Source organism: Streptomyces sp. NL15-2K (genome assembly GCF_030551255.1).
Classification (GTDB): Bacteria; Actinomycetota; Actinomycetes; order Streptomycetales; family Streptomycetaceae; genus Streptomyces.
Genome location: NZ_CP130630.1, coordinates 3,096,699 through 3,119,998 on the forward strand (window position 1 = coordinate 3,096,699; position 23,300 = coordinate 3,119,998).

General features: G+C 71.7%; 21 protein-coding genes. 14 read left to right on the top strand and 7 right to left on the bottom strand.

The genetic code is table 11. The annotated features are described in order from the left end of the window. Nucleotides 1–76 precede the first annotated feature (76 nt). Together Q4V64_RS13485 and Q4V64_RS13490 are read right to left on the bottom strand one after the other, a co-directional pair. Nucleotides 77–361: a hypothetical protein gene (locus tag Q4V64_RS13485; protein WP_124442894.1), complete on the bottom strand. Its 285-nt coding sequence runs from the start codon at nucleotides 359–361 to the stop codon at nucleotides 77–79. A gap of 39 nt (nucleotides 362–400) precedes the next feature. After that, nucleotides 401–1,195 (bottom strand): PspA/IM30 family protein, encoded by a 795-nt coding sequence (locus Q4V64_RS13490; protein WP_124442893.1) that lies wholly within the window; start codon nucleotides 1,193–1,195, stop codon nucleotides 401–403. A 251-nt stretch (nucleotides 1,196–1,446) separates the two neighbouring features. Between Q4V64_RS13490 and Q4V64_RS13495 the strand changes: the two genes are divergently transcribed. The 3 genes from Q4V64_RS13495 (at nucleotide 1,447) to Q4V64_RS13505 (ending at nucleotide 4,015) form a co-directional block, all read left to right on the top strand. Then, nucleotides 1,447–2,076 carry a DUF3043 domain-containing protein gene (locus Q4V64_RS13495; protein WP_124442892.1) on the top strand — a complete coding sequence of 210 codons (630 nt, stop codon included), beginning with the start codon at nucleotides 1,447–1,449 and terminating at the stop codon, nucleotides 2,074–2,076. An 83-nt stretch (nucleotides 2,077–2,159) separates the two neighbouring features. Continuing rightward, nucleotides 2,160–2,897: a methyltransferase domain-containing protein gene (locus tag Q4V64_RS13500; RefSeq protein ID WP_124442891.1), complete on the top strand. Its 738-nt coding sequence runs from the start codon at nucleotides 2,160–2,162 to the stop codon at nucleotides 2,895–2,897. A 56-nt stretch (nucleotides 2,898–2,953) separates the two neighbouring features. Next, nucleotides 2,954–4,015, top strand: coding sequence for a trypsin-like peptidase domain-containing protein (locus Q4V64_RS13505; RefSeq protein WP_124442890.1), 1,062 nt, complete (start codon nucleotides 2,954–2,956; stop codon nucleotides 4,013–4,015). Between the two features lie 54 nt (nucleotides 4,016–4,069). Here the strand turns inward: Q4V64_RS13505 and Q4V64_RS13510 are convergent, their stop codons facing one another. Further along, complete coding sequence (locus Q4V64_RS13510) at nucleotides 4,070–4,285, bottom strand: hypothetical protein (RefSeq protein WP_124442889.1); 216 nt, start codon at nucleotides 4,283–4,285, stop codon at nucleotides 4,070–4,072. 236 nt (nucleotides 4,286–4,521) lie between these two features. Here Q4V64_RS13510 and Q4V64_RS13515 point away from each other — a divergent pair, with 236 nt between their 5' ends. Further along, nucleotides 4,522–5,724, top strand: coding sequence for a bifunctional adenosylcobinamide kinase/adenosylcobinamide-phosphate guanylyltransferase (locus Q4V64_RS13515; protein WP_124442888.1), 1,203 nt, complete (start codon nucleotides 4,522–4,524; stop codon nucleotides 5,722–5,724). Here Q4V64_RS13515 and Q4V64_RS13520 read toward each other — a convergent pair. Beyond that, entirely contained in the window at nucleotides 5,713–6,411 is a 699-nt protein-coding gene (locus Q4V64_RS13520; RefSeq protein ID WP_124442887.1) for a class I SAM-dependent methyltransferase, read from the bottom strand. The genes Q4V64_RS13515 and Q4V64_RS13520 overlap by 12 nt on opposite strands. A gap of 160 nt (nucleotides 6,412–6,571) precedes the next feature. Here Q4V64_RS13520 and cobT point away from each other — a divergent pair, with 160 nt between their 5' ends. Beyond that, a complete protein-coding gene (cobT, locus tag Q4V64_RS13525) occupies nucleotides 6,572–7,681 on the top strand; it encodes a nicotinate-nucleotide--dimethylbenzimidazole phosphoribosyltransferase (RefSeq protein ID WP_124442886.1) in 1,110 nt (369 codons plus the stop codon). Nucleotides 7,682–7,723: 42 nt separating this feature from the next. Here cobT and Q4V64_RS13530 read toward each other — a convergent pair whose 3' ends face one another. Then, on the bottom strand, nucleotides 7,724–8,488 hold the full coding sequence (locus tag Q4V64_RS13530) for a hypothetical protein (RefSeq protein ID WP_124442885.1): 765 nt from the start codon (nucleotides 8,486–8,488) through the stop codon (nucleotides 7,724–7,726). A 60-nt stretch (nucleotides 8,489–8,548) separates the two neighbouring features. Between Q4V64_RS13530 and Q4V64_RS13535 the strand changes: the two genes are divergently transcribed. From Q4V64_RS13535 to sucB, 4 genes are all read left to right on the top strand, one after another. Continuing rightward, nucleotides 8,549–9,346 carry an adenosylcobinamide-GDP ribazoletransferase gene (locus Q4V64_RS13535; RefSeq protein ID WP_124442884.1) on the top strand — a complete coding sequence of 266 codons (798 nt, stop codon included), beginning with the start codon at nucleotides 8,549–8,551 and terminating at the stop codon, nucleotides 9,344–9,346. 238 nt (nucleotides 9,347–9,584) lie between these two features. After that, nucleotides 9,585–11,126, top strand: a complete 1,542-nt coding sequence (locus Q4V64_RS13540; protein ID WP_124442883.1) for a leucyl aminopeptidase — start codon at nucleotides 9,585–9,587, stop codon at nucleotides 11,124–11,126. A gap of 250 nt (nucleotides 11,127–11,376) precedes the next feature. After that, entirely contained in the window at nucleotides 11,377–12,765 is a 1,389-nt protein-coding gene (gene lpdA, locus Q4V64_RS13545) for a dihydrolipoyl dehydrogenase (RefSeq protein ID WP_124442882.1), read from the top strand. 62 nt (nucleotides 12,766–12,827) lie between these two features. Next, a complete protein-coding gene (gene sucB, locus Q4V64_RS13550; protein ID WP_124442881.1) occupies nucleotides 12,828–14,534 on the top strand; it encodes a 2-oxoglutarate dehydrogenase, E2 component, dihydrolipoamide succinyltransferase in 1,707 nt (568 codons plus the stop codon). Nucleotides 14,535–14,647: 113 nt separating this feature from the next. Here the strand turns inward: sucB and Q4V64_RS13555 are convergent, their stop codons facing one another. After that, nucleotides 14,648–15,370 carry a hypothetical protein gene (locus tag Q4V64_RS13555; RefSeq protein ID WP_124442880.1) on the bottom strand — a complete coding sequence of 241 codons (723 nt, stop codon included), beginning with the start codon at nucleotides 15,368–15,370 and terminating at the stop codon, nucleotides 14,648–14,650. Nucleotides 15,371–15,607: 237 nt separating this feature from the next. Here Q4V64_RS13555 and Q4V64_RS13560 point away from each other — a divergent pair, with 237 nt between their 5' ends. The 4 genes from Q4V64_RS13560 to Q4V64_RS13575 all read left to right on the top strand — a co-directional run bounded on the left by Q4V64_RS13560 (nucleotide 15,608) and on the right by Q4V64_RS13575 (nucleotide 20,981). Continuing rightward, nucleotides 15,608–16,231, top strand: coding sequence for a GntR family transcriptional regulator (locus Q4V64_RS13560; RefSeq protein WP_124442879.1), 624 nt, complete (start codon nucleotides 15,608–15,610; stop codon nucleotides 16,229–16,231). Between the two features lie 294 nt (nucleotides 16,232–16,525). After that, the gene (gene aceE, locus Q4V64_RS13565) at nucleotides 16,526–19,228 is read left to right on the top strand and encodes a pyruvate dehydrogenase (acetyl-transferring), homodimeric type (RefSeq protein ID WP_124442878.1); all 2,703 of its coding nucleotides are present in this window, start codon (nucleotides 16,526–16,528) and stop codon (nucleotides 19,226–19,228) included. Nucleotides 19,229–19,338: 110 nt separating this feature from the next. Continuing rightward, the gene (locus Q4V64_RS13570; RefSeq protein ID WP_124442877.1) at nucleotides 19,339–20,316 is read left to right on the top strand and encodes a YafY family protein; all 978 of its coding nucleotides are present in this window, start codon (nucleotides 19,339–19,341) and stop codon (nucleotides 20,314–20,316) included. Nucleotides 20,317–20,462: 146 nt separating this feature from the next. Further along, nucleotides 20,463–20,981 (top strand): DUF4240 domain-containing protein, encoded by a 519-nt coding sequence (locus tag Q4V64_RS13575; RefSeq protein ID WP_124442944.1) that lies wholly within the window; start codon nucleotides 20,463–20,465, stop codon nucleotides 20,979–20,981. A 23-nt stretch (nucleotides 20,982–21,004) separates the two neighbouring features. On the opposite strand, the gene Q4V64_RS13580 is transcribed toward Q4V64_RS13575, so the two are convergent. Then, on the bottom strand, nucleotides 21,005–21,967 hold the full coding sequence (locus Q4V64_RS13580) for a peptidoglycan recognition protein (protein WP_253267230.1): 963 nt from the start codon (nucleotides 21,965–21,967) through the stop codon (nucleotides 21,005–21,007). Nucleotides 21,968–22,037: 70 nt separating this feature from the next. On the opposite strand from Q4V64_RS13580, the gene Q4V64_RS13585 reads away from it, so the two are divergent. Then, nucleotides 22,038–23,222 carry a MarP family serine protease gene (locus Q4V64_RS13585; RefSeq protein WP_124442875.1) on the top strand — a complete coding sequence of 395 codons (1,185 nt, stop codon included), beginning with the start codon at nucleotides 22,038–22,040 and terminating at the stop codon, nucleotides 23,220–23,222. Nucleotides 23,223–23,300: the final 78 nt, after the last annotated feature.

Consider the following 23,300-nt stretch of genomic DNA (forward strand, 5'->3'; position numbering starts at 1 on the left):
GTCACTGGGGGCTCCGCCCCCGGGCGCAGGGGCCTGGTCGGCCGAGAGGTGCTCCTCGGCTGCGGCCGGCCGGCGTTCAGATGTTGCCCGGGATCAACCCGTCGTCGCTCAGCAGTTCCCGGACCTCCTCCAGCGTGGCGTCCGGCGACGGCAGGATGAGTTCCGAGGGCTCCAGGGAGTCGTCGGGCAGCGGGGTGCCGAGCTCCCGGACCTTGTCCAGGAGCGCGTGCAAAGTGGCGCGGAAGCCGGGGCTGTCGCCGCTCTCCATCTCGGCGAGCAACTCCTCGTCCAGCTTGTTCAGTTCGGCGAGGTGGCTGTCGGCCAGCCTCACCTGCCCCTCCCCCATGATCCGTACGATCATGTCGCCCTCCTAGGCGTGGGCCCCGGCTCTCGTCCGGTGTTACTGCTTGTCGAAGCGGGGGGTGTCCTGCGGCTGCTGCTGGGACTGCTGCTGGCTCGTGCCACCTTCGATGGCCTGCTGCTCGGAGCTGCCGCCGGCCAGCTCCGCCTTCATGCGCTGCAGTTCCAGCTCTACATCCGTACCACCGGAGAGCCGGTCCAGCTCGGCCTGGATGTCGTCCTTGTGCATGCCCGACTGGTCGTCCAGGGCGCCCGAGGCGAGCAGTTCGTCGATGGCTCCGGCCCTCGCCTGGAGCTGCGCCGTCTTGTCCTCGGCGCGCTGGATGGCCATGCCGACGTCGCCCATCTCCTCGGAGATGCCGGAGAACGCCTCGCCGATCCGGGTCTGCGCCTGGGCCGCCGTGTACGTGGCCTTGATCGTCTCCTTCTTCGTGCGGAAGGCGTCGACCTTGGCCTGGAGCCGCTGGGCCGCCAGGGTGAGCTTCTCCTCCTCGCCCTGGAGGGTCGCGTGCTGCGTCTCGAGGTCCGTCACCTGCTGCTGGAGCGCGGCGCGGCGGGAGAGCGCCTCACGGGCCAGGTCCTCGCGGCCGAGCGCGAGCGCCTTGCGGCCCTGGTCCTCCAACTTGGTCGACTGGGACTGCAGCTGGTTGAGCTGGAGTTCCAGGCGCTTGCGCGAGGTGGCCACGTCGGCCACGCCACGGCGCACCTTCTGGAGCAGCTCCAGCTGTTTCTGGTACGAGTAATCGAGGGTCTCGCGCGGGTCCTCGGCCCGGTCAAGGGCCTTGTTCGCCTTCGCGCGGAAGATCATCCCCATACGCTTCATGACACCGCTCATGGGCTTCGCGCGCCCCCTTCTGACGGACTCCAGCTCCAGCGACTGCAACAGAACCCACAGTACGGGCCCTGCATCCATTACCGCACTGTTCGGGGACGGATGCGCTCATCCCCAAGGACGACTGACCAAGCCATTGCTCCGGCGTAAGGAGTAGGTGACCTTCAGGGTGAGCAGTAGGTCACCGGACGTCCTCTCTGTCCTCACTACAGACGACTGGTGTTGCCGGATCGTTCCCCACCGGGCGGGGGTCCATGCCCCCGAACCCCGTACCCTTGGGTTTTGTGTTCCGTAGCCGTGCCAAGGATGAGAAGGCCGCCACCGCCGCCAAGGCGTCGCTGACCGACTCCAATCAGCCCCGAGACCCGCAGGCCCCGAAGGGCCGCCCGACGCCCAAGCGCAGTGAGGCCCAGGGCCAGCGCCGCAGCGTCGCCAATACGTCGATGACGCGCAAGGAGGCCGCCAAGCGTCAGCGCGACGAGCGGCGTGCGCAGATGGAGAAGCAGCGCCAGGCGCTCGCCGGCGGTGACGAGCGGTACCTGCCGGTGCGCGACAAGGGCCCGGTCCGCAAGTTCGCGCGCGACTTCATCGACTCACGGTTCAACGTGGCGGAGTTCTTCCTGCCGATGGCCGTGGTCATCCTCGTGCTGAGCATGGTGCGGGTGGGGGCGCTGCAGAGCATCGCGCTGCTGCTGTGGTTGGTCGTGATCGTGCTGATCGTGCTCGACTCGATCGCCACCGGGGTCCGCCTGAAGAAGCGGCTCGCCGAGCGCTTCCCGGACCAGAGCCGCAAGGGCGCGGTCGCCTACGCACTCATGCGCTCCCTCCAGATGCGTCGGCTCCGGCTGCCGAAGCCGCAGGTCAAGCGCGGGGAGCGGCCCTGAGTACGACGCCGTTCACCGGGGGCGCGGCGGATGCCTGGCTGAACAAGACGGGTGGGCTGCGGGATGTCGTACGCCAGGAACTGGTGGCCCGGCAGCTCGACGAGCAGATAGTCGGGCGGTTCCCGGTCGGGCGGCGGCTGCGGGTGCTCGACGTGGGGATGGGCCAGGGCACACAGGCGCTGCGTCTGGCTCGGGCCGGGCATCAGGTGACGGGCCTGGAGCAGGACACCAAGATGATCGCCGCGGCCCGTGAGGCCCTGTCCGCCGAGCCGGAGGGCATCCGGGAGCGGATGCGGATCTTCGAGAGCGACGGGCGGGACACCGGCGTGCACTTCCTGCCGGGCAGCTTCGACGTGGTGCTGTGCCACGGCGTGCTCATGTACGTCGAGGAGCCGGATCCGCTGCTGGCGGGGCTGGCGCGGATGCTGGCCCACGGCGGGCTGCTGTCGCTGCTCGTACGCAACGGCGACGCGCTGGCGATGCGGCCGGGACTGTCCGGCAACTGGGCGTCGGCGCTCGGCGCCTTCGACACCACCGCCTACCTCCCCCATTCTCGAACAAACTCGAACGGGGGGACCCCCATCCGGCTGGGGCTCGACGTGCGGGCCGACCGGCTGGAGACGCTCACCGCGACGCTCGCGGGCATCGGGGCGCCGCTGCAGGCGTGGTACGGAGTGCGGGTCTTCACCGACACGGCGGCCGACGGCGTGGAGATCCCGGCCGACGTGGAGGCGCTGCTGGCGGTCGAGGAGCGGGCCGGGCGGACGGATCCGTATCGGGGAGTCGCGGCGTTGCTGCATCTGTGCGGGCTGCGCGGCTGAGCCCGTTCGGGTGTGCAGTACAAGCCGGACATTCACCCTAAAGGGAAACTCGGGGCATGGATGCCTCTCGTACCCGTGCCCTGCGGCTGGTCGCCGTGCTCGCGTGTTCCGTCGCGCTCCTGTCCGGATGCACCGGATCGGATTCCTCCGGCGAGCGGGAGAACCCGACCACACAGGCCGCCGTTCCCGCCGTGGACAGCGATCTGCAGAGCGACTACCAGAAGGTGATCAGGGACGTTCTGCCGTCGGTCGTGCAGATCCAGGCCAGGAGCGATCTCGGGTCGGGCGTCGTGTACGACGGCCGGGGGCACATCGTCACCAACGCCCATGTCGTCGGGGACGAGAAGACCTTCCAGGTGACGACCGCCAACAGCGAGGACGCCCTCGACGCGACACTCGTCTACTCGTACCCCGAGCAGGATCTCGCCGTCATCAAGCTGGACCGGGTTCCGGGCGGGCTGAGGGCCGCGTCCTTCGGGGACTCCTCGAAGGTGGAGGTGGGGCAGATCGTCCTCGCCATGGGCTCGCCGCTCGGGCTGTCGTCCAGCGTGACGCAGGGGATCGTGTCGGCGACCGGGCGGACCGTCACCGAGACCCAGGCGGACGGCGGTACGGGCGCGACCATCGCCGACATGGTGCAGACCTCGGCCGCCATCAACCCCGGCAACAGCGGGGGTGCGCTGGTGAACCTCGACGGGCAGGTCATCGGCATCCCGACGCTCGCCGCCACCGACCCCGGCCTCGGGGACAGCGCGGCGCCCGGCATCGGGTTCGCGATCCCGGCGTCGACGGTGAGGACCATCGCCGACCAGATCGTCAAGCAGGGCAGGGTCACCGACTCGGGACGGGCCGGGCTCGGCATCACCGGTCGTACGGTCGTCGACGACGACTACCGGGCCGCCGGGGTGGCCGTGGTCGAGGTGACGGGCGGTGGGGCCGCCGACAAGGCCGGCATCGAGGCCGGGGACGTCATCACCAAGTTGGGTGACACGGACATCACCACCATCACCTCGCTGACCGAGGCGCTGGCTGCCCGGAGGCCGGGCGACAGGACATCGGTCACCTTCACGCGCAACGGCGATGAGAGAACCGTGGAGGTGACCCTGGGTGAGCGGTGAGGAGGGCGGCCGGCGCACGGCCGCCCCGGTCCGTCCCGCTCCGTCTACCCCGTCCTACGCCTCCTCGGCCGCGCGCAGGCTCATCGGGCCGTAGATCTCCGTGGAGTCCTCGAACAGCCGCACCTGCTCCGCGCCGCCTTCGAGCAGTGCCTTCCAGTGCTCCCCGAGCCAGGATTCGGCATCCCCCTGCGTGGTGAATTCCTCGGGCTGCACCGCGGGCTGGACCTCCGCCCCGTCGGCCTTCTCGAATCGCCACGTCCATGCCGCCATGTACGCCTCCAAGGTGTCAGCAGTGCAGAGCAGGGTCGGATCTTGGTCCGACTCCTCTCCGCAGCCTATTCGCTCCGCTGGGTGCGCAGGTGAAAGACCTTGGGTGATCTGCCGTGTGCGGGCCGGTTGAGGGTTGATCGCGCCCACGCGGCGGAGCCGCATATCGATACGGCCCCGCGCCCCTTAAGGGGCGTCTCGATCGCGCAAGGTCATAAGGGACCGGCGAAAATCGAGTCGTGGAACTCACTCTGCTTGGCACCGGTGCCCCCGCGGGGCTGCCCCGTCCCTCCTGTCCCTGTGCGACCTGTGCCACCGCGCTCGGCGCGGATGCCCGGGCGGCGACCGCGCTGCTCGTGGACGGGACGCTGCTGCTGGACCTGACACCCGGGGCGGCGTTCGCGGCCGCCCGGGCGGGGCATTCGCTGGGCGGCGTACGGCAGGTGCTGCTGTCGCATCCGCACGAGGGGCCGGCGGTCGAGGTATCGGCGGGGCTGCCGCAGCCCGGGCGGGTGCCGGACGGGCGGGAGTTGGCCCTGCTGACGGGCCATCGGGTGCGGGCCGTGGCGATGGACGCGCCCGGGACCGGGTACGCGGTGACCGGCCCGGACGGGCAGCGGCTGCTGTACCTGCCGCCGGGGGGTGCGCCGGCCGGTCTCGAGAAGGGGGCCGTCGAGACGTACGACGTCGTCCTCACCGACGTCGTGGGCCGGCCGGACGCCCTGGCCAAGCTGCGGGCGGTGGGAGCGCTGGGCCCGACGACCGACGTGATCGCCGTACATCTCGACCACGACGTGCCGCCGGGGGCCGAGGTGCGGCGGCGGCTGGCCGCGGCGGGGGCGCGGGCCGTACCGGACGGGACGACGCTGGTGGTGGGTGTGTACGAGGACGTGCCGGATGTGCCGCGGCGGACGCTGGTGCTGGGCGGGGCGCGCTCGGGGAAGTCGTTGGAGGCCGAGCGGCGGCTGGAGGCCTTCCCGGACGTGCTGTACGTGGCGACCGGCGGGTCCCGCAACGGCGACGGCGAGTGGGCCGCGCGCGTCGCCGCGCACCGGGAGCGACGGCCGGGTTCGTGGCGTACGGCCGAGACGTGCGACCTGGTGCCGCTGCTGAAGGACGACGGGCCGCCGTTGCTCATCGACTGTCTGTCCCTGTGGCTGACGGACGCGATGGACGCCGTCGGGGCGTGGGACGACGCGGAGTGGGCCGACGGCGGGGAGCGGGAGCTGCGCGCGCGGGTGCGGGAGTTGACGGGGGCGGTGCGGGCCACGCGGCGGACCGTGGTCGCCGTGTCGAACGAGGTGGGGTCGGGAATCGTGCCGGCCACGGCGTCCGGGCGCCGCTACCGGGACGAACTCGGGCGCCTGAACGCGGCGTTCGCGAGCGAGTGCGAGCAGGTGCTGCTGGTGGTGGCGGGGCAGGCGCTGGTGCTACGGGGCTGAAGCATCGCGTCGGGCGATCAGGCGGTAGGTGTTCGAGAAGCGGGTGAGGCTGAGCAGCGGTGCCAGGGCGAGGTCGATCGCCTTGGCCGCGGCCAGCAGCGGAAAGACCACCCATGACTTGGGCAGGACCACGGACAGCGCGCCCGACAGGTCGTGGGGGATGTGCGCGATCCTGCGGTCCCTCTTGACGATCGTGCAGCCCAGGGACTCCAGCTCCGTGCGGAGTTCGTCCAGGGACAGCAGGTGGAGGGGGCCGGGCCGGGCCCCCGGGGACCATCGCCTGCCGAGGAGTACGGCGAAGACGCTCCGCGGGTCGGGGGCTTCGACGAGCAGGTGGCCGCCGGGGCGCAGGACGGCCACGGCGGCACGCAGTTCCTGGCGGGGGTCCCGGGTGTGCGGCAGGTGATGGAGCATGCTGACGACGTCGTAGCGGGCGCGCAGCCGGGCCGTGATCCGCGGGTCCGTCAGATGACCCACGTGCGCCTCCTCGATGCGCTCGGCCAGGCGGGCCCAATCGACCCTGGGGTTGGCGTCCAGGCCGTCGAAGGACGTGTAGGGGAACAGTTCTCTGGCCGCTTCGGGCAGGTGGGCCTCGCCCGTGCCCACGTCCAGCCAGCTCTCCGGCTCGGGGAACGGCAGCATCGCCCGGACCGAGGAGCGAAGGCGTCGTGCGGGCGGTGCGGACATGGGCGGCTCCCGGAGACGTGCGACAATCCGCTGCAAAACGGAACGTATGGGATGCCGATCTTGAGTGCAACGACGCCGCACGGTCGTCGTACGGCTGTCGTGGGGCTGTCGCGGCGACGGGGCACTGACCTGTTCGATCAGGGCCGGTACTGTTCGGCGAATGAGCTCGCTTAATCTCGACGACTTCACCGATCTGATCGAGCGCCCCGACGGTGGTGTGCGCCGCGATGCCGAGGCGCGCCGGGAACGTCAGATCGTGCCGCCCGGAGCGCTGGGCCGCCTCGACGACCTGGGTGAGTGGCTGGCCGCGGCGCAGTCCGCCGTACCGGTGCGACCGATCGAACAGCCGCGGGTCGTGCTGTTCGCCGGCGACCACGGAATCGCCGAACTGGGCGTCTCGGCACGGCCCGCGGGCACGGCCGACCAGCTGGTGCGGGGGGTCCTGGAGGGCGGCCGTCCGGTGTCCGTGCTCGCCCGGCGGCTCGGGGTTCCCGTGCGGGTGGTCGACATGGCGCTGGACTGCGATCCCGGGACGCTGCCGGGCGATGTCGTACGGCACCGGGTGCGGCGCGGCAGCGGGCGGATCGACCTCGAGGACGCGCTGACCCTGGAGGAGGCGGAGGCCGCCTTCCGGGCCGGGATGGCGGTGGCCGACGAGGAGGTCGACTCCGGTACGGATCTGGTGGTGCTCGGCGATGTGAGCGTGGGCGGGACCACCGCGGCGGGTGTGCTGGTCGCCGCGCTGTGCGGGACCGACGCGTCCGTCGTGACCGGGCGGGGCGGTCAGGCGATCGACGACCTGGTGTGGATGCGCAAGTGCGCGGCGATCCGGGACGCGCTGCGGCGGGCCCGGCCCGTGCTCGGGGACCAGTTGCAGTTGCTGGCGACGGTGGGCGGGGCCGACCTCGCCGCGATCACGGGTTTCCTGTTGCAGAGCGCGGTGCGGAAGATGCCGGTGATCCTGGACGGGGTTGTCGTGGCCGCCTGTGCGCTGGTGGGCCAGCGGATCGCGTTCCGGGCGCCGGACTGGTGGCTGGCCGGACAGAACAGCGGGGAGCCCGGACAGGGAAAGGCCCTGGACCGGATGGCCCTCGAACCGCTGCTCGACCATGGGGTGACGGTCGGGGAGGGCGCGGGGGCGCTGCTGGCGTTGCCGCTCGTGCAGGCCGCGGCGGCGCTGGCCGCCGAGCTGCCCGAGAAGCCGGAGGTCCCCGAGAAGGCGGAGGAGTCCGCGGAGCCGGAGGAGTCCGGCACGTCGGAGTGGACGTAGTCACCACGACAAAGCAGTCACCACGACAAAGCGGGCGCCGCGTCACCGGCGTTCGAGGGTCCGGGCCTCATCGACGTCCGGTTTGCCGCCGATCCAGTCCTGGAACTTGCGGCGGGGGCCCAGCCAGCGGCGGTCGTGGTGGTAGGCCCGCAGGCTGGATCTGGCGCGGGCGCGCGGGCGGCGGTGGTAGAAGCGCTTGGCCCACGGGGAGCCGGGGCGGGCCAGCCGGATCGCGCCCACCAAGGCGACGAGGGGGACGATCACGCCGAAGATCGCCATACGAGCCTTGCCCTTGCTCAGGGCGAGAAGGGCGAAGAAGAAGTTCACCGCCACGCTCGCGATGACGGAGCCGCGGTCCTGGAGTTCGTCGTCGCTGAGGTCGTTGACGCCGAAGGGCGCGAAACCGGCGAGGAACAGGCCGACCAGGGCCGCCGTGAGCACCACCACCTCGACGCTCTTGCGGCCGGCCTCGGTCCAGTAGACGTCGGCGAGGTGCAGGATCAGCGCGAACTCGTCCAGGACCAGGCCCGCGCCGATGCCGAAGATCACCGCGAACACGGCCGAGCCGACGCCGTACCGGGAACTGGCGACCGCCCCGAAGCCGCCGACGACGGTGAGGATGACTCCGGGGACCACATGATGGACGTGCACTCCCCCGGCGCTGACGTTGCCGAAGGGCCCCTTGCCCGCTCGGATCGTGCGGGTGATGACGCGGGTGATCAGGAAGGTCAGCACGAACGCGGTGAGGGCGAGGAGCAGTGGGAGCTTGCCCGGCTCGACGATGTTCCGCTCCAACCAATGTCCCATATGCGCACTTTATCCATGGTCACCGCCCGCGCTCTCCCGACCGCCGGGTAACCTGCGCCGGTGTCCACGACCGACTCGCCTCCCTCCTGGCCGCACGGCCTCCGCTTCGCCTTCGGCACGCTCACCGTGCTCCCGGTGACGGTGACGCGCTGGGACCGGGAGGCGGCCCGCACCGGCATGCTGTGCGCCCCGCTCGCCGGGCTGGTGGTCGGCGCCTCGGCCGCCGTACTCGGGGGGCTCCTGCTGTTCCTGGGCGCGGGTGAGCTGCTCGCCGCCGTCGCTTCCGTCGCCGTACCCGCCGTCCTGACCCGTGGCCTGCATCTCGACGGGCTCGCGGACACCGCCGACGGACTGGGCAGCGGCAAGCCCGCCGAGGACGCGCTGCGGATCATGAAGCGGTCGGACATCGGGCCGTTCGGCGTGATCACCCTCGTCCTCGCACTGTTCGCGCAGGTGGCCGCCCTCGCACAGCTCTACGGCGACTCCTGGGCCCGGGGTGCCCTCGCCGCCGTCGTCTCGGCGACCGCCGCCCGGCTGGCCCTCACCCTGGCCGCGCGCACCGGCGTACCGGCCGCCCGGCCGGAGGGGCTCGGGGCCGCGGTGGCGGGCGTGGTGCCGGTGCGGGGCGCGGTGGTCGCCGCCGGGGCCGTGACGCTGGCGGCGGCCGGCGCCGGCGCGCTCTTCGGGTCCTACGGCGCCGTCCGCACGGCCCTCGCGGTCCTCGCCGCCCTCGCCGTCGCCGAACTGCTGCTACGGCACTGCACGCGCCGCTTCGGCGGGGTGACCGGGGACGTGTTCGGCGGACTCGCGGAGACGGCGGCGACGACGGCGCTCGTGGTGCTGTCGCTGGGGCGCTAGGTGCCTGTCCAGCGGATCATGCCGCAGACGCGGGGTCTGGCAGGCCCGCCGCGCCCGGCCCAGGACGGACCGGGGGAACCTCCCCGGGTCGGGGCGCCGAGCGTAGGCTCATGCCAGGTGTTTGCCTGTCCAGGTAAAGACCGTTTCGCAGGAGGGATCCAGGGTCGTTCGTCGGGCCCGGTCGACCCACCCGCATTCGGCCACACCACACTTCAATCGGAAGCGAGATCTCAGCACCGTGACTGCTCTCACTCTCAGCACCGCCGCGGCGCCCGGCCTGCGGGCCGACGCGATCGTGATCGGTGTCGCCAAGAGCACCGAGGGCCCGGTCGTCGCACCGGGCGCCGAATCCGTGGACAAGGCGTACGACGGCAGGCTCGCCGGCGTCCTGGAGACCCTCGGTGCCTCCGGTGCCGAGGGCGAGGTGACGAAGCTGCCCGCCCCGGCCGGCTTCAAGGCGCCGCTCGTGGTGGCGGTGGGCCTGGGCGCCGAACCCGAGAAGGACTCCGGGTTCGACGCGGAGGCCCTGCGCAAGGCCGCCGGCGTGGCCGCGCGCGCCCTTGCCGGTTCCAAGAAGGCCGCGTTCGCGCTGCCCCTCACGGACGCCGCCGACGCCGGCGCGGTCGCCGAGGGCGTACTGCTCGGCGCCTACTCCTTCGACACCTACAAGGACAGCGGCAAGGACGCGAAGGCCAAGGACGCCAAGGGCAAGAACGGCAAGGCGCCGCTCGCCGAGGCCGCGCTGCTCGGCGGCAAGCCCCGCGACCGCGCGTACAAGGCGGCCGTCGAGCGCGCCACCGCCGTGTCCGAGGAACTCAACCGGGCCCGCGACCTGATCAACATGCCGCCGAACGACCTCAACCCGGAGGCGTTCGCCGCCGTCGCGCAGGCCGCGGCCAAGGAGCACGGCATCAAGGTGCAGGTGCTCGACGAGAAGGCGCTGGTCAAGGACGGATACGGCGGCATCCTGGGCGTCGGCTCCGGCTCGGCGTCGGGCCCGCGGCTGGTGAAGCTGTCGTACACCTCCTCCAAGTCGAAGAAGCACCTCGCCTTCGTCGGCAAGGGCATCACCTACGACTCGGGCGGCATCTCGCTGAAGCCGGCGGGCCACAACGAGACGATGAAGTGCGACATGAGCGGTGCGGCCGCCGTGCTCGGCGCGGTGGTCGCCGCCGCCCGTCTGGGGCTCGAGGTCAACGTCACCGGCTGGCTGGCGCTCGCCGAGAACATGCCGTCGGGCTCGGCCACGCGGCCGGGTGACGTGCTGCGGATGTACAGCGGCAAGACGGTGGAGGTGCTGAACACCGACGCGGAGGGGCGTCTGGTCCTGGCCGACGCGCTGTGGGCGGCGTCGCAGGAGAAGCCGGACGCGATCCTGGACGTGGCGACGCTGACCGGGGCGATGGTGCTGGCGCTGGGGAACCGGACGTTCGGGATCATGGCCAACGACGACGCCTTCCGTACGGCGGTGCACGAGGCCGCGGAGGAGGTCGGTGAGCCGACGTGGCCGATGCCGCTGCCGGAGCACCTGCGCAAGGGGATGGACTCCTCCACCGCCGACATCGCGAACATGGGTGAGCGGATGGGCGGCGGGCTGGTCGCCGGTCTGTTCCTGAAGGAGTTCGTGGGTGAGGGGATCACCTGGGCGCACCTGGACATCGCGGGGCCGGCCTTCAACGAGGGCGGGCCTTTCGGGTACACGCCGAAGGGCGGTACGGGCACCGCGGTGCGGACGCTGGTGCGGGTCGCCGAGCTGACCGCCGCGGGTGACCTGGGCTGAGGCCGTTGTCGGTGACGGGGCCCCGCGCGCGGGTAGGGCGGGGCCCCGTCGCTCGTCGTACGACTCTCGTACGACATGAGAGTGCGACGTCTCACACACCGGCCCGGCGTCTCGTCCCGCCTCCACAAGTGCGAAGATGGGCCACGGCAGGACAGGGCCCCCACCGAAGGGCCGAAGAACGAGCGGCCGGACACCAGCCGCCGACCGGTCACTGGAGACCGGCGTGGCGCACATGCATGGAGGACGTGACGTGGCGAACGACGCCAGCACCGTTTTCGACCTAGTGATCCTCGGCGGTGGTAGCGGTGGTTACGCCGCGGCCCTGCGCGGGGCGCAGCTGGGCCTGGACGTCGCCCTGATCGAGAAGGACAAGGTCGGCGGCACCTGCCTGCACCGAGGTTGCATCCCCACCAAGGCCCTGCTGCACGCGGGCGAGATCGCCGACCAGGCCCGCGAGAGCGAGCAGTTCGGTGTGAAGGCCACCTTCGAGGGCATCGACGTACCGGCCGTCCACAAGTACAAGGACGGGGTCGTCGCCGGCCTGTACAAGGGTCTGCAGGGGCTCATCGCCTCCCGCAAGGTGACCTACATCGAGGGTGAGGGCCGCCTGTCGTCCCCGACCTCCGTCGATGTGGGCGGTCAGCGCGTCCAGGGCCGCCACGTGCTCCTGGCGACCGGCTCCGTGCCGAAGTCGCTGCCGGGCCTGGAGATCGACGGCAACCGGATCATCTCCTCCGACCACGCCCTCGTCCTGGACCGCGTGCCTACGTCCGCGATCGTCCTCGGCGGCGGTGTCATCGGCGTCGAGTTCGCCTCCGCCTGGAAGTCCTTCGGTACGGACGTCACCGTCATCGAGGGCCTGAAGCACCTCGTCCCGGTCGAGGACGAGAACTCCTCGAAGCTTCTTGAGCGCGCCTTCCGCAAGCGCGGCATCAAGTTCAACCTGGGCACCTTCTTCTCGAAGGCCGAGTACACCCAGGACGGTGTCAAGGTCACCCTCGCCGACGGCAAGGAGTTCGAGGCCGAGGTGCTGCTCGTGGCCGTCGGCCGCGGGCCCGTCTCCGCCGGTCTCGGTTACGAGGAGCAGGGCGTCGCCATGGACCGCGGCTATGTCCTGGTCGACGAGTACATGCGCACCAACGTCCCGACCATCTCCGCCGTCGGTGACCTGGTCCCGACGCTCCAGCTCGCGCACGTCGGCTTCGCCGAGGGCATCCTGGTGGCGGAGCGTCTGGCCGGTCTGAAGACGGTCCCGATCGACTACGACGGTGTCCCGCGGGTGACGTACTGCCACCCGGAGGTCGCCTCCGTCGGTATCACCGAGGCCAAGGCCAAGGAGATCTACGGCGCGGACAAGGTCGTCGCTCTGAAGTACAACCTGGCGGGCAACGGCAAGAGCAAGATCCTGAACACCGCGGGCGAGATCAAGCTCGTCCAGGTCAAGGACGGTGCCGTGGTCGGCGTCCACATGGTCGGCGACCGCATGGGCGAGCAGGTCGGCGAAGCCCAGCTGATCTACAACTGGGAAGCGCTGCCCGCCGAGGTGGCCCAGCTCGTCCACGCCCACCCCACGCAGAACGAGGCTCTCGGCGAGGCCCACCTGGCCCTGGCCGGCAAGCCCCTCCACGCGCACGACTGACCCTCGGTCGACGAACGCGACGACACAGACTTCCGCACTTTCCGTAAGGAGCAACCGAAACCATGGCGGTTTCCGTAACCCTTCCGGCGCTCGGCGAGAGCGTCACCGAGGGCACTGTCACTCGCTGGCTGAAGGCCGAGGGCGAACGCGTCGAGGCCGACGAGCCGCTGCTCGAGGTGTCGACCGACAAGGTCGACACCGAGATCCCCTCGCCCGCCGCCGGTGTCCTGGCGTCCATCAAGGTCGCCGAGGACGAGACCGTTGAGGTCGGCGCCGAGCTGGCCGTCATCGACGACGGCACGGGCGCCCCCGCTGCCGCCCCGGCCCCGGCCGTCGAGGAGGTCGCCGCCCCGCCGGCGCCCGAGCCCACCCCGGCCGCCCAGCCGTCCACCGAGCAGGCCGCTCCGGCCCCCGCTCCCACCGCCGAGGCCGCCGCCGGTGCCGGCTCCGCCGAGGGCACGGACGTCGTCCTGCCCGCGCTCGGCGAGTCCGTCACCGAGGGCACCGTCACCCGCTGGCTGAAGGCGGTCGGCGACTCCGTCGAGGCCGACGAGCCGCTGCTGGAGGTGTCGACCGACAAGGTGGACACCGAGATCCCGGCGCCCACCTCCGGTGTGCTGCTCGAGATCACGGTCGGCGAGGACGAGACCGCCGAGGTCGGTGCCAAGCTGGCCGTCATCGGCGCTCCGGGGGCGGCTCCGGCCGCTGCTCCGGCCCCCGCCGCTCCGGCCCCGGCCCCGGCTGCCGAGGCCCCTGCCCCGGCCCCGGCTCCGGCACCCGCCCCCGCGGCACCGGCCGCTCCGGCTCCGGCTCCCGCCGCGCAGGCCACCGACGAGGGCGCCTACGTCACCCCGCTGGTGCGCAAGCTCGCCGCCGAGAACGGCGTCGACCTGGCCACCGTCAAGGGCACCGGCGTCGGCGGCCGTATCCGCAAGCAGGACGTCATCGCCGCCGCCGAGGCCGCGAAGGCCGCCGCCGCCGCTCCGGCTCCGGCCGCTGCCGCCGCTCCGGCCGCCGCCAAGAAGGCGCCGACGCTGGAGGCCTCCCCCCTCCGTGGCCAGACCGTCAAGATGCCGCGCATCCGCAAGGTCATCGGCGACAACATGGTCAAGGCCCTGCACGAGCAGGCCCAGCTGTCCTCGGTGGTCGAGGTCGACGTCACCCGCCTGATGAAGCTGCGCGGCCGGGCCAAGGACGCGTTCGCGGCCCGTGAGGGCGTCAAGCTCTCCCCGATGCCGTTCTTCGTCAAGGCGGCGGCCCAGGCGCTGAAGGCCCACGCGCCCGTCAACGCCCGGATCAACGTGGACGAGGGCACGATCACCTACTTCGACACCGAGAACATCGGTATCGCGGTGGACTCCGAGAAGGGCCTGATGACCCCGGTCATCAAGAACGCCGGTGACCTCAACCTCGCCGGTATCGCCAAGGCCACGGCGGAGCTCGCGGGCAAGGTCCGCGGCAACAAGATCACCCCGGACGAGCTGTCCGGCGCGACCTTCACCATCAGCAACACCGGTTCGCGCGGTGCGCTGTTCGACACGATCATCGTGCCGCCGGGTCAGGTCGCGATCCTCGGCATCGGTGCCACGGTCAAGCGCCCGGCCGTCATCGAGACGGAGGAAGGCACGGTCATCGGCGTCCGCGACATGACGTACCTGACCCTGTCCTACGACCACCGCCTGGTGGACGGCGCCGACGCGGCCCGTTACCTGACCGCGGTCAAGGCGATCCTGGAGGCGGGCGAGTTCGAGGTCGAGCTCGGCCTCTGACCTGGCGGTCCGCGAGGGCCGAGGATCTCAACGAAGTCGAGTTTGGCCTGTAACCACCAACTCGCTTGTACGGTGCCCCCGTCCGGAGCTTCCGGGCGGGGGCACCGCGTTTCTCACCTCGGCGTCAGCCGCTTGTCCGACCACCCCACCAGCGACTCCACCCACACATTCGGGATCGACAGCTTCACCGCGGGCGTCAGGCGCCGCGTCTTGTACGCCTTCAGCACGTCGTACGTGGCGTCGAGGCAGTCCCGTGAGGTGAGCTTGCCGGTCTTCGGGTCGACGCCGACGAGGAAGCCCCGGGCGGCGACGGTACGGATCGTCGCGCGGGCCGCCGCCACGTCGTACGTCGAAGAGCCGGTGCAGCGGTAACGGCTGTACGGGTGCTCGGACTTGCCGGGGATGGGGGTCCCCCCGCGCGAGCGAAGCCGAGCGTGGGGGAGGGCGTCCCGCGACATCTCGCTGAGCATGCGCGCGTACGACCCCTCCGCGTGCCAGGCGCCGATGTCGCCGCCGGGCGGCGTGTACAGCTTGCCGCTCGGGTTCTCGACCGCGCCGTACACCCAGCGGTCGCCGCCCGGGACGCGGAAACCCCAGCCGACGTGGCCGAACCGCTGTGCCCCGTCCGGCTTGATGAAGACGCAGGCGCCGCCGGGGCCGACGGGCTGTCCCGCCGCCGCGGCCGGCCCCGCCATGCCGGTGATCCGCTCCGTGCCGGTCGGTTTCGCCTCCGCCCGTGTGGACGTCTGCCGGCAGCCCGTCACGCCCACGAGCGCGGCGAGCACGGCCACCGTGGCCGTCCAGCTCAGCGGTCCACGCAGTCCCCCGATGTTCATGCCGTCCCCCAGTCATACCGAGGGGCACCCCGGCGGGAGCCCTCTGCCGACCGCGACACCGATCGAGCCCGCAGGGTTCCCCGTCTTGACAGAAGACACCCGGCTGAGAGCGTGTAAGCCTTGTCTCACCTGCGCGAAAGCGCCCCCGTGCGCCCCTCCCCGACGGGCGAGCGGCCTTATTGTCTAAACGTCAAACGCCCGCGGGGCCGATGGGCGGCCCCTCCCTAAGGAGCCCTCATGACCGCGCCCGTCGTCCACTCGCTGCGCGAGCAGATCCGCGAGCACATCGTGGAGGGGATCGTCAGCGGGCGCTGGAAGCCGGGCGAGCGGATCGTCGAGCGGCGGATCGCCACCGAGCTGGAGGTCAGTCAGACGCCGGTGCGGGAGGCGCTGCGGGAGCTGGAGTCGCTGCGGCTGATCGAGTCGGCGCCGAACAAGGGCGTGCGGGTGCGGAACCTGACGGCGGCCGATCTGGAGGAGTCGTATCCGGTCCGGGCCGGCCTGGAGGCGATCGCGGCGGAGCTGGCGGCGGGGCGGCTGGCGGAGGACTGCTCGGCCCTGGAACCACACGTCGCCGCCCTGTACGAGGCCGACCGCAAGTCGGACGGGACGGGCCAGGTGCGGCACACGGTCGCCTTCCACCGCGAGCTGGTCCGGGCGGCGGGCAACTCGGTGCTGCTGCACACCTGGGAGGGCCTCGGCATCGAGGTGTTCACGGCGCTGTCGATCCGCTGGCTGGGGACGGTGCAGCAGTCGTATGCGGAGGAGCACGAAGAGCTGGTGGCCGCGTTCCAGCGGCGGGACCCGCGGATCGCCGAGATCGTGAAGGCGCATGTGCTGGGGTGCGCGCCGCGTGCGTGACCTTGAGCGGACCCCCGCTCAAACGCACGCTCACCTGCGAGAATCCACGACTGGCAACGACACCCGGTGCCGCCGCGGGAGGCACCCCGTGCCTACTTTCTCGTGATCAAGATGTTTTGCCTCTCAACCCTTTGATCGATCATCGATCAGGGAGTTACAGTCGCCGACGGGCCAAGCGGTGGAAGCCGCGTGGTGTCACAGCACCGAGGCCCTCAGCCCTGTCCTGCCAAAGACCAAGGGCAACCCCCCAGACCCCTCATAGGGAACCCCCCTTCGACTGAGGAAGGCGGCGACATGACCGACCCCAACGCCATCCAGCAGAGCGCGCTCGACCAGCTCCCGGACCGGGATCCGGAGGAGACCGCCGAATGGCAGGCCTCGCTGGACGCGGTCGCCCAGGCGGCCGGGCCGCACCGTGCCGCGTACCTGATGCGGCGCACGCTGGAGCGTGCCGAGGGCGCCGGTATCGCCCTGCCCAAGCTCCTCGAGACCGACTACGTCAACACCATCCCCACGCCCGCCGAGCCCGCCGTACCGGGTGACGAGGCGCTGGAGGCCCGGATCACCGCGTGGAACCGCTGGAACGCGGCCGCGATGGTGACCAGGGGCAGCAAACACGGCGTCGGCGGCCACATCGCCACCTTCGCCTCCGCCGCCTGGCTGTACGAGACCGGCTTCAACCACTTCTTCCACGGCAAGGAGGGCGACGGCTCCGGCGACCAGCTCTACATCCAGGGCCACGCCTCCCCCGGCATCTACGCCCGCGCCTTCCTCGACGGACGGCTGGACGAGTCGCACCTCGACCACTTCCGTCAGGAGGCCGGCGGCAACGGCCTGCCCTCCTACCCGCACCCGCGCCGCCTGCCCTGGCTGTGGGAGTTCCCGACGGTGTCGATGGGCCTCGGCCCGCTGTCGGCGATCTACCAGGCGCGCTTCAACCGCTACCTCACCGCCCGCGGCATCAAGGACGTCTCCCAGTCCCACGTCTGGGCCTTCCTCGGCGACGGCGAGATGGACGAGCCCGAGTCGACGGCGGCCCTCGCGCTCGCCTCCCGTGAGGAGCTGGACAACCTCACCTTCGTCATCAACTGCAACCTGCAGCGTCTCGACGGCCCGGTCCGCGCCAACTTCAAGATCGTGCAGGAGCTGGAGGCCCAGTTCCGCGGCGCCGGCTGGAACGTCATCAAGACGCTGTGGGGTACGGCCTGGGACGAGCTGTTCCAGCTCGACGCCACGGGCGCGCTCGTACGACGGCTCCGTGAGGTACCGGACGCCCAGGTGCAGACGTACCAGACCCGCGACGCCGCCTACATCCGCCAGGACTTCTTCGGCTCCGACCCGGCGCTCGTCGAGATGGCGAAGCTGCTGAGCGACGACAAGATCCTGGAGTGTTTCCACCTCTCCCGCGGTGGTCACGAGGCGCGCAAGGTGTACGCGGCCTACAAGGCGGCCGTCGAGCACAAGGGCGCCCCGACGGTCATCCTGGCCCAGACGGTCAAGGGCCACACCCTCGGCGAGGGCTTCGCGTCGAAGAACGCCAACCACCAGATGAAGAAGCTGACGGTGGACGAGTTCAAGGCGATGCGTGACCGGCTCGAACTGCCCATCTCGGACAGCCAGTTCGTCGACGGAGTCGTTCCCTACGGCCACCCGGGCGCCGACTCCCCCGAGGTCCGCTACCTCCAGGAGCGCCGCGCGGCCCTCGGCGGCCCGGCCCCGGCCCGCCGTACGCACGCGCTCGCCCCGCTCCCCTCCCCCGCCGAGAAGGCCTTCGCCTCCTTCGACAAGGGCTCCGGCTCGCAGAACGTCGCCACCACGATGGCGTTCGTCCGTCTGATCAAGGACCTGGTCCGCGACAAGGAGTCCGGCAAGCGCTGGGTGCCGATCGTCCCCGACGAGGCACGCACCTTCGGCATGGAGTCGCTCTTCCCCTCGCTCGGCATCTACTCGCCCAAGGGCCAGACGTACGAGCCGGTCGACCGCGACCAGCTGATGTACTACAAGGAGGCCAAGAACGGCCAGATCCTCAACGAGGGGATCACCGAGGCCGGTTCGATGGCCGACTTCATCGCAGCCGCCACCGCGTACTCCACGCACGGCGAGGCGATGATCCCGTTCTACATCTTCTACTCGATGTTCGGCTGGCAGCGCACGGCCGACCAGATGTGGCAGCTCGGCGACCAGCTCGGCCGCGGCTTCCTGGTCGGCGCGACCGCGGGACGGACCACGCTCACCGGCGAGGGCCTCCAGCACGCCGACGGCCACTCCCCCGTCATCGCCGCGACCAACCCGGCCGCGCTGACGTACGACCCCGCCTTCGCGTACGAGATCGCGACGATCGTCAAGGACGGTCTGCGCCGGATGTACGGCGAGGCGGCCCCGGGTGAGGACCCGAACGTCTTCTACTACCTCACCGTCTACAACGAGCCGCTGCCGCAGCCGGCCAAGCCGTCCGGCGCCGGCGTCGACGAGGGCATCGTCAAGGGCCTGTACCGCTTCAACACGGCGGAGTCGGCGGGTCTTTCGCCGGTCGCCAACGCCCCGCGCATCCAGCTGCTGGGCTCCGGCACGGCGATCCACTGGGTCATCGAGGCGCAGAAGCTGCTCGCCGAGGAGTGGGGTGTCGCGGCCGACGTGTGGTCCGCGACCTCCTGGACCGAGCTGCGGCGCGACGCCCTGGAGGCCGACGGGGCCCTGCTGCGGGGCGAGGAGCGGGTGCCGTACCTCCGTCAGGCGCTCCAGGGTGCCGAGGGCCCGGTGCTGGCGGTCTCCGACTACATGCGCCAGGTGCCCGACCAGATCGCGCAGTGGGTCGAGCAGGACTACTCCTCGCTGGGCGCCGACGGCTTCGGTCTGTCGGACACCCGTGAGGCCGCCCGCCGCCACTTCGGCGTCGACGCCCAGTCGGTCGTCGTCGCGGCGCTGGCCCAGCTGGCCCGGCGCGGCGAGGTCAAGGCGACGGCGGTGAAGGAGGCGCGGGAGCGGTACGGCCTGTAGGGCATCGCTCTTGTGTGAAGGGGGGTACGGCGTTCGCCGTGCCCCCCTTCCTTGTCGCGCCTCGTCTCGCCGCCCCCTTCCTTGTCAGTGGGCCCCGGCATGATGGCCGTATGCGTGCTGCCCGTCTCATCAAAATGGTGCTGCTGCTCCAGTCCCGGCCCACCATGACCGCCGCCGAGCTGGCGCGGGAGCTGGAGGTGTCCGAGCGGACCGTCACCCGGGACGCGCAGGCGCTGTCGGAGGCGGGGGTGCCGGTGTACGCCGACCGGGGACGGGCCGGCGGCTACCGGCTCATCGGCGGGTACCGGACGCGGCTGACCGGGCTGGCCCGCGGCGAGGCCGAGGCGCTGTTCCTGTCCGGGGTGCCGGGGGCGCTGCGCGAGATGGGGCTGGAGGACGCGGCCTCCGCCGCCCGGCTCAAGGTGTCGGCGGCCCTGCTGCCCTCCCTGCGGGACGCCTCTCGTACGGCGGCGCAGCGCTTCCACCTGGACGCGCCGAACTGGTTCAAGGAGCCGAAGACGCCTCAGCTGCTGCCCGCCGTCGCGGACGCGGTGTGGGACGACCGGCGGATCGTCACGCGGTACCGGAGCAGGGAAGCCGAGGTGGAGCGCGAACTGGAGCCGTACGGCCTCGTGCTCAAGGCGGGGGTCTGGTATTTGTGCGCGCGGGTGGCCGGGCACGGGTCCTACCGGGTCTACCGGATCGACCGGTTCACGGCGGTGGAGGCCGGCGAGGAGCGGTTCGCGCGGGACGAGGAGTTCGATCTGCCGGGCTTCTGGGACGAGCGGGCCGAGCAGTTCGCGCGGTCGATCCTGCGCGCGGAGGTCGTCGTACGGCTGTCCGCGGACGGGGTGCGCGCACTGCCGTACGCCCTGGAACCCCAGTCGGCCCGGGAGGCCCTCGAGGCCGCGGGCGCGCCCGGCGAGGACGGGTGGGTGACGGTGACGCTCCCGGTGGAGTCCGAGGAGGTCGCCCACGCGCAGCTCGCGGCGCTCGGGCCGGAGGTCGAGGTGCTGGCGCCCGGGAGTCTGCGGGCACGTTTCGCGAGCGACGCGATACGCCTGGCCCGGATGTACGGGGCGCGGTGACGCTGCCTGCCGTCCGAGACGCTGTGACGCGGCCGCCTGTCCGAGACGCTGTAACGCGGCCGGCCGTCCGAGACGCTGAACTGGACATAACAATCCGCCACACTCCACGTGCGTCCCACCCGTCCAGGGCCGATGCTGGACCCGTGATGGACGAGACGGAGTTCTGGGAGCTGGTGGACGCCACCCGCGAGGCCGCCGAGGGCGACCCCGAGGAGCAGGCCGACCTGCTCGTGGACCGGCTGCTCCAGCTGGATCCGGAGATGGTCCTGGACTTCGCCCGGCACTTCGAGGCCCGCTACAACCGCGCCTACACCTGGGACCTGTGGGGCGCCGCCTGGGTGCTGCTGGACGGCGCGAGCGACGACGCCTTCGACTTCTTCCGGTGCTGGCTGATCGGCCAGGGCCGCGAGGTGTACGAGGGCGGCGTGCACGACCCGGACTCGCTCGCCGATCTGCTGGACGACTTCGACGAGGAGATCGACGGCGACGGCGAGGAGCTCGGCTACGCGGCGGACGAGGCGTACGAGCAGCTCACCGGTACCGTCGCCCCCGACCTGGGCATCCCGCCCGCACCCTCGGAGCCGGAAGGCACGCCCATCGACTTCGAGAACGAGCGGGCCCTGGCCGAGCGCTGTCCCAAGCTCTGGGAGCGGTTCAGGGACTGAGCTGTGACGCTGTTCCTGCGGTCTCACTTCCTGCCCTGCAGCCGTGCCGCCCGCTCCCTGATCTCCGGCAGGCGGGCGCTCAGGGCCGCGCCCGGGCAGCTGGTCATGTACCCGTCGTTGTGGCCCGCCAGGGCGGGCAGCGCGGCGGTGGAGCCGGCCGCGTACCGGCTGTGGCTGTTGCTGGAGGTCAGGCGGACCCGCGCGCGTGGGTCGATGTCGGCGAGGCTCAGCTTCCAGGCGGCGAGGGCCGCGATCGCGTCGGCCATCGCCTGCGGGACGGTGACCCCGGTCGTGAACGTGCCGAGGGCGGCGATGCCCGCCGTGCGGTGGTTGAAGCCCTGGGTGTGGGCGCCGGTGACGGGGCGGTCGGCGCCGCCCGCGCGGCCCTCGTAGACGGTGCCGCAGCGGTCGACGAGGAAGTTGTAGCCGATGTCGTCCCACTCGCGGGTGCCGGTCTGGCCGGCGGCGAGGTCGCGGATGACGCGGGGCGCGTCGGCGCAGTCGTAGTCGTTGGGCGAGTCGGTGTGGTGGACGAAGACCGCGACGACCTTGTCGTCGTAGCGCGGGGGCGGCCGGGTGCGGGCGCTGTCGACCGCCCAGGCGGATCTCGGCACGATGTGCGGCCGGGCCGCGGGGTGGGCGACGGCGGGGCGGGCCGCGACGGGCCGTGCGTGCGCGTCGACCGTGCGTTCGATTCCGGCCGCGCACAGGGGCAGCGCGGCGGCGGCGGCGAGGCCGGGCAGGCAGCCGAGGAGCACGAGCACGGCGCCCGGTATGCGCACCGGACGTGGTGTCCGCCGTCCTCTCGGTCCTCTCGCTCTCCGGATCGGTCTTGGGGCACGCATGGTCCCACTGTCCGCCGGATCCGCTCCGCCCGCGATGTGTGCTGTGCCACCCGGTGGAACCATCGTCCGGGTCCGCGACGTTTTTCCAGGTGCACGCGCGCGTGGCCGGTTCCGGATCACTCCGCGCGTGCGGCTGATCATTGGGCCCGTCCCGCGCGTACTAGGGGGACGGAGGGGACGCCCCCTGAGGGTCCGACAGAAAGGCGGCTCCGTGGACCTGCTCGACATCCTGCTGTTGCTGGTGATCCTCGCCTACGCGGCGTCCGGCTACCGGCGCGGACTGGTGGCCGGAGTTGTCTCGTTCGCCGGCTTCGTGGGCGGTGCGGTCGTCGGCGTGTGGGTGCTGCCGTGGATGATGGACCTGGTGTCGCCGGGCACGACGACGGCGACGGTGACCGCGGTGCTGACGGTGCTGGTCCCGGCCGCGGTGGGGCACGAACTGGCGGGGCGGCTGGCGCTCAGACTGCGCCTGGAGCTCGACCGGGGCCCGCTCAGGGTTGCCGACGGCGTAGGCGGGGCCGTGGCCAACTCGGTGGCGGTGCTGATCGTGGCGTGGGTGGCCGCGAGCGTGCTCGCCGCGTCCTCGTCCCCGCTGGTCACGACGGCGATCCGGGACTCACGGCTGCTCGGCACGGTGCAGGACGCGATGCCGGACACGACCCCCGCGTGGTTCTCGCGGGCCACCTCGGCGCTGACCGAGGCGGGTTTCCCGCAGGTCTTCAACCCCTTCGAGAACGAGTCGACGGCCGAGGTCGCCAGGCCCACCGGCGACAGCGTGACGGCGGCCGCGACGAACGCCGCCAAGCTGAGCACGGTGAAGATCGAGGGCGTCGCGGGCAACCAGGGCCGCGAGGGCAGCGGCTTCGTGTACGCGCCGCGGCATGTGATGACCAACGCCCACGTGGTGGCCGGCATCGACGACCCGAGCGTGCGGGTCGGCGGGGTCGGTCGGTCGTACGAGTCCCGCGTGGTGCTCTTCGATCCGGACAAGGACGTGGCGGTGCTGTACGTGCCGGACCTGAAGGCCCCTGTGCTGCGCTTCGACGACGGCGCCCGGCGCGGCGACTCGGGCGTGGTCGCGGGCTATCCGCAGGACGGCGATCTGAACCTCCAGGCGGCGACGGTCGCGAACCGGGTGCAGGCCAGGGGGCAGAACATCTACAACGACGAGACGGTCGTCCGCGAGATCTACTCGATCCGCTCCACCGTCCGCCCCGGCAACTCCGGCGGCCCGCTGCTGACCACCGACGGCCGGGTGTTCGGCGTGGTCTTCGCCCGCTCGACCTCGGACGCCGAGACGGGGTACGTCCTGACGGCGGACGAGGTCGCGGACGACGCCCGGAGCGCGGCGGACGCGACGGCACCGGTGGACACGGGCGAGCTGGTCACGTCCTGAGGCGCATCCAGGAGCCCACCCGCTCACTCGCCCTCGTACGGGGCAATGCCGCCCGCGACGGCCGCGAGGGGCGTACCT

Coding starts and splice junctions, on each gene's coding strand:
- Q4V64_RS13510 (WP_124442889.1), bottom strand. CDS start 4,285: ATGGCGGCATGGACGTGGCGATTCGAGAAGGCCGACGGGGCGGAGGTC.
- Q4V64_RS13560 (WP_124442879.1), top strand. CDS start 15,608: ATGACCGCGCCCGTCGTCCACTCGCTGCGCGAGCAGATCCGCGAGCAC.
- Q4V64_RS13575 (WP_124442944.1), top strand. CDS start 20,463: ATGGACGAGACGGAGTTCTGGGAGCTGGTGGACGCCACCCGCGAGGCC.
- Q4V64_RS13520 (WP_124442887.1), bottom strand. CDS start 6,411: ATGTCCGCACCGCCCGCACGACGCCTTCGCTCCTCGGTCCGGGCGATG.
- Q4V64_RS13580 (WP_253267230.1), bottom strand. CDS start 21,967: ATGATCAGCCGCACGCGCGGAGTGATCCGGAACCGGCCACGCGCGCGT.
- Q4V64_RS13490 (WP_124442893.1), bottom strand. CDS start 1,195: ATGAGCGGTGTCATGAAGCGTATGGGGATGATCTTCCGCGCGAAGGCG.
- aceE (WP_124442878.1), top strand. CDS start 16,526: ATGACCGACCCCAACGCCATCCAGCAGAGCGCGCTCGACCAGCTCCCG.
- cobT (WP_124442886.1), top strand. CDS start 6,572: ATGAGCTCGCTTAATCTCGACGACTTCACCGATCTGATCGAGCGCCCC.
- sucB (WP_124442881.1), top strand. CDS start 12,828: ATGGCGGTTTCCGTAACCCTTCCGGCGCTCGGCGAGAGCGTCACCGAG.
- Q4V64_RS13495 (WP_124442892.1), top strand. CDS start 1,447: ATGCCCCCGAACCCCGTACCCTTGGGTTTTGTGTTCCGTAGCCGTGCC.
- Q4V64_RS13505 (WP_124442890.1), top strand. CDS start 2,954: ATGGATGCCTCTCGTACCCGTGCCCTGCGGCTGGTCGCCGTGCTCGCG.
- Q4V64_RS13570 (WP_124442877.1), top strand. CDS start 19,339: ATGCGTGCTGCCCGTCTCATCAAAATGGTGCTGCTGCTCCAGTCCCGG.
- Q4V64_RS13555 (WP_124442880.1), bottom strand. CDS start 15,370: ATGAACATCGGGGGACTGCGTGGACCGCTGAGCTGGACGGCCACGGTG.
- Q4V64_RS13485 (WP_124442894.1), bottom strand. CDS start 361: ATGATCGTACGGATCATGGGGGAGGGGCAGGTGAGGCTGGCCGACAGC.
- Q4V64_RS13530 (WP_124442885.1), bottom strand. CDS start 8,488: ATGGGACATTGGTTGGAGCGGAACATCGTCGAGCCGGGCAAGCTCCCA.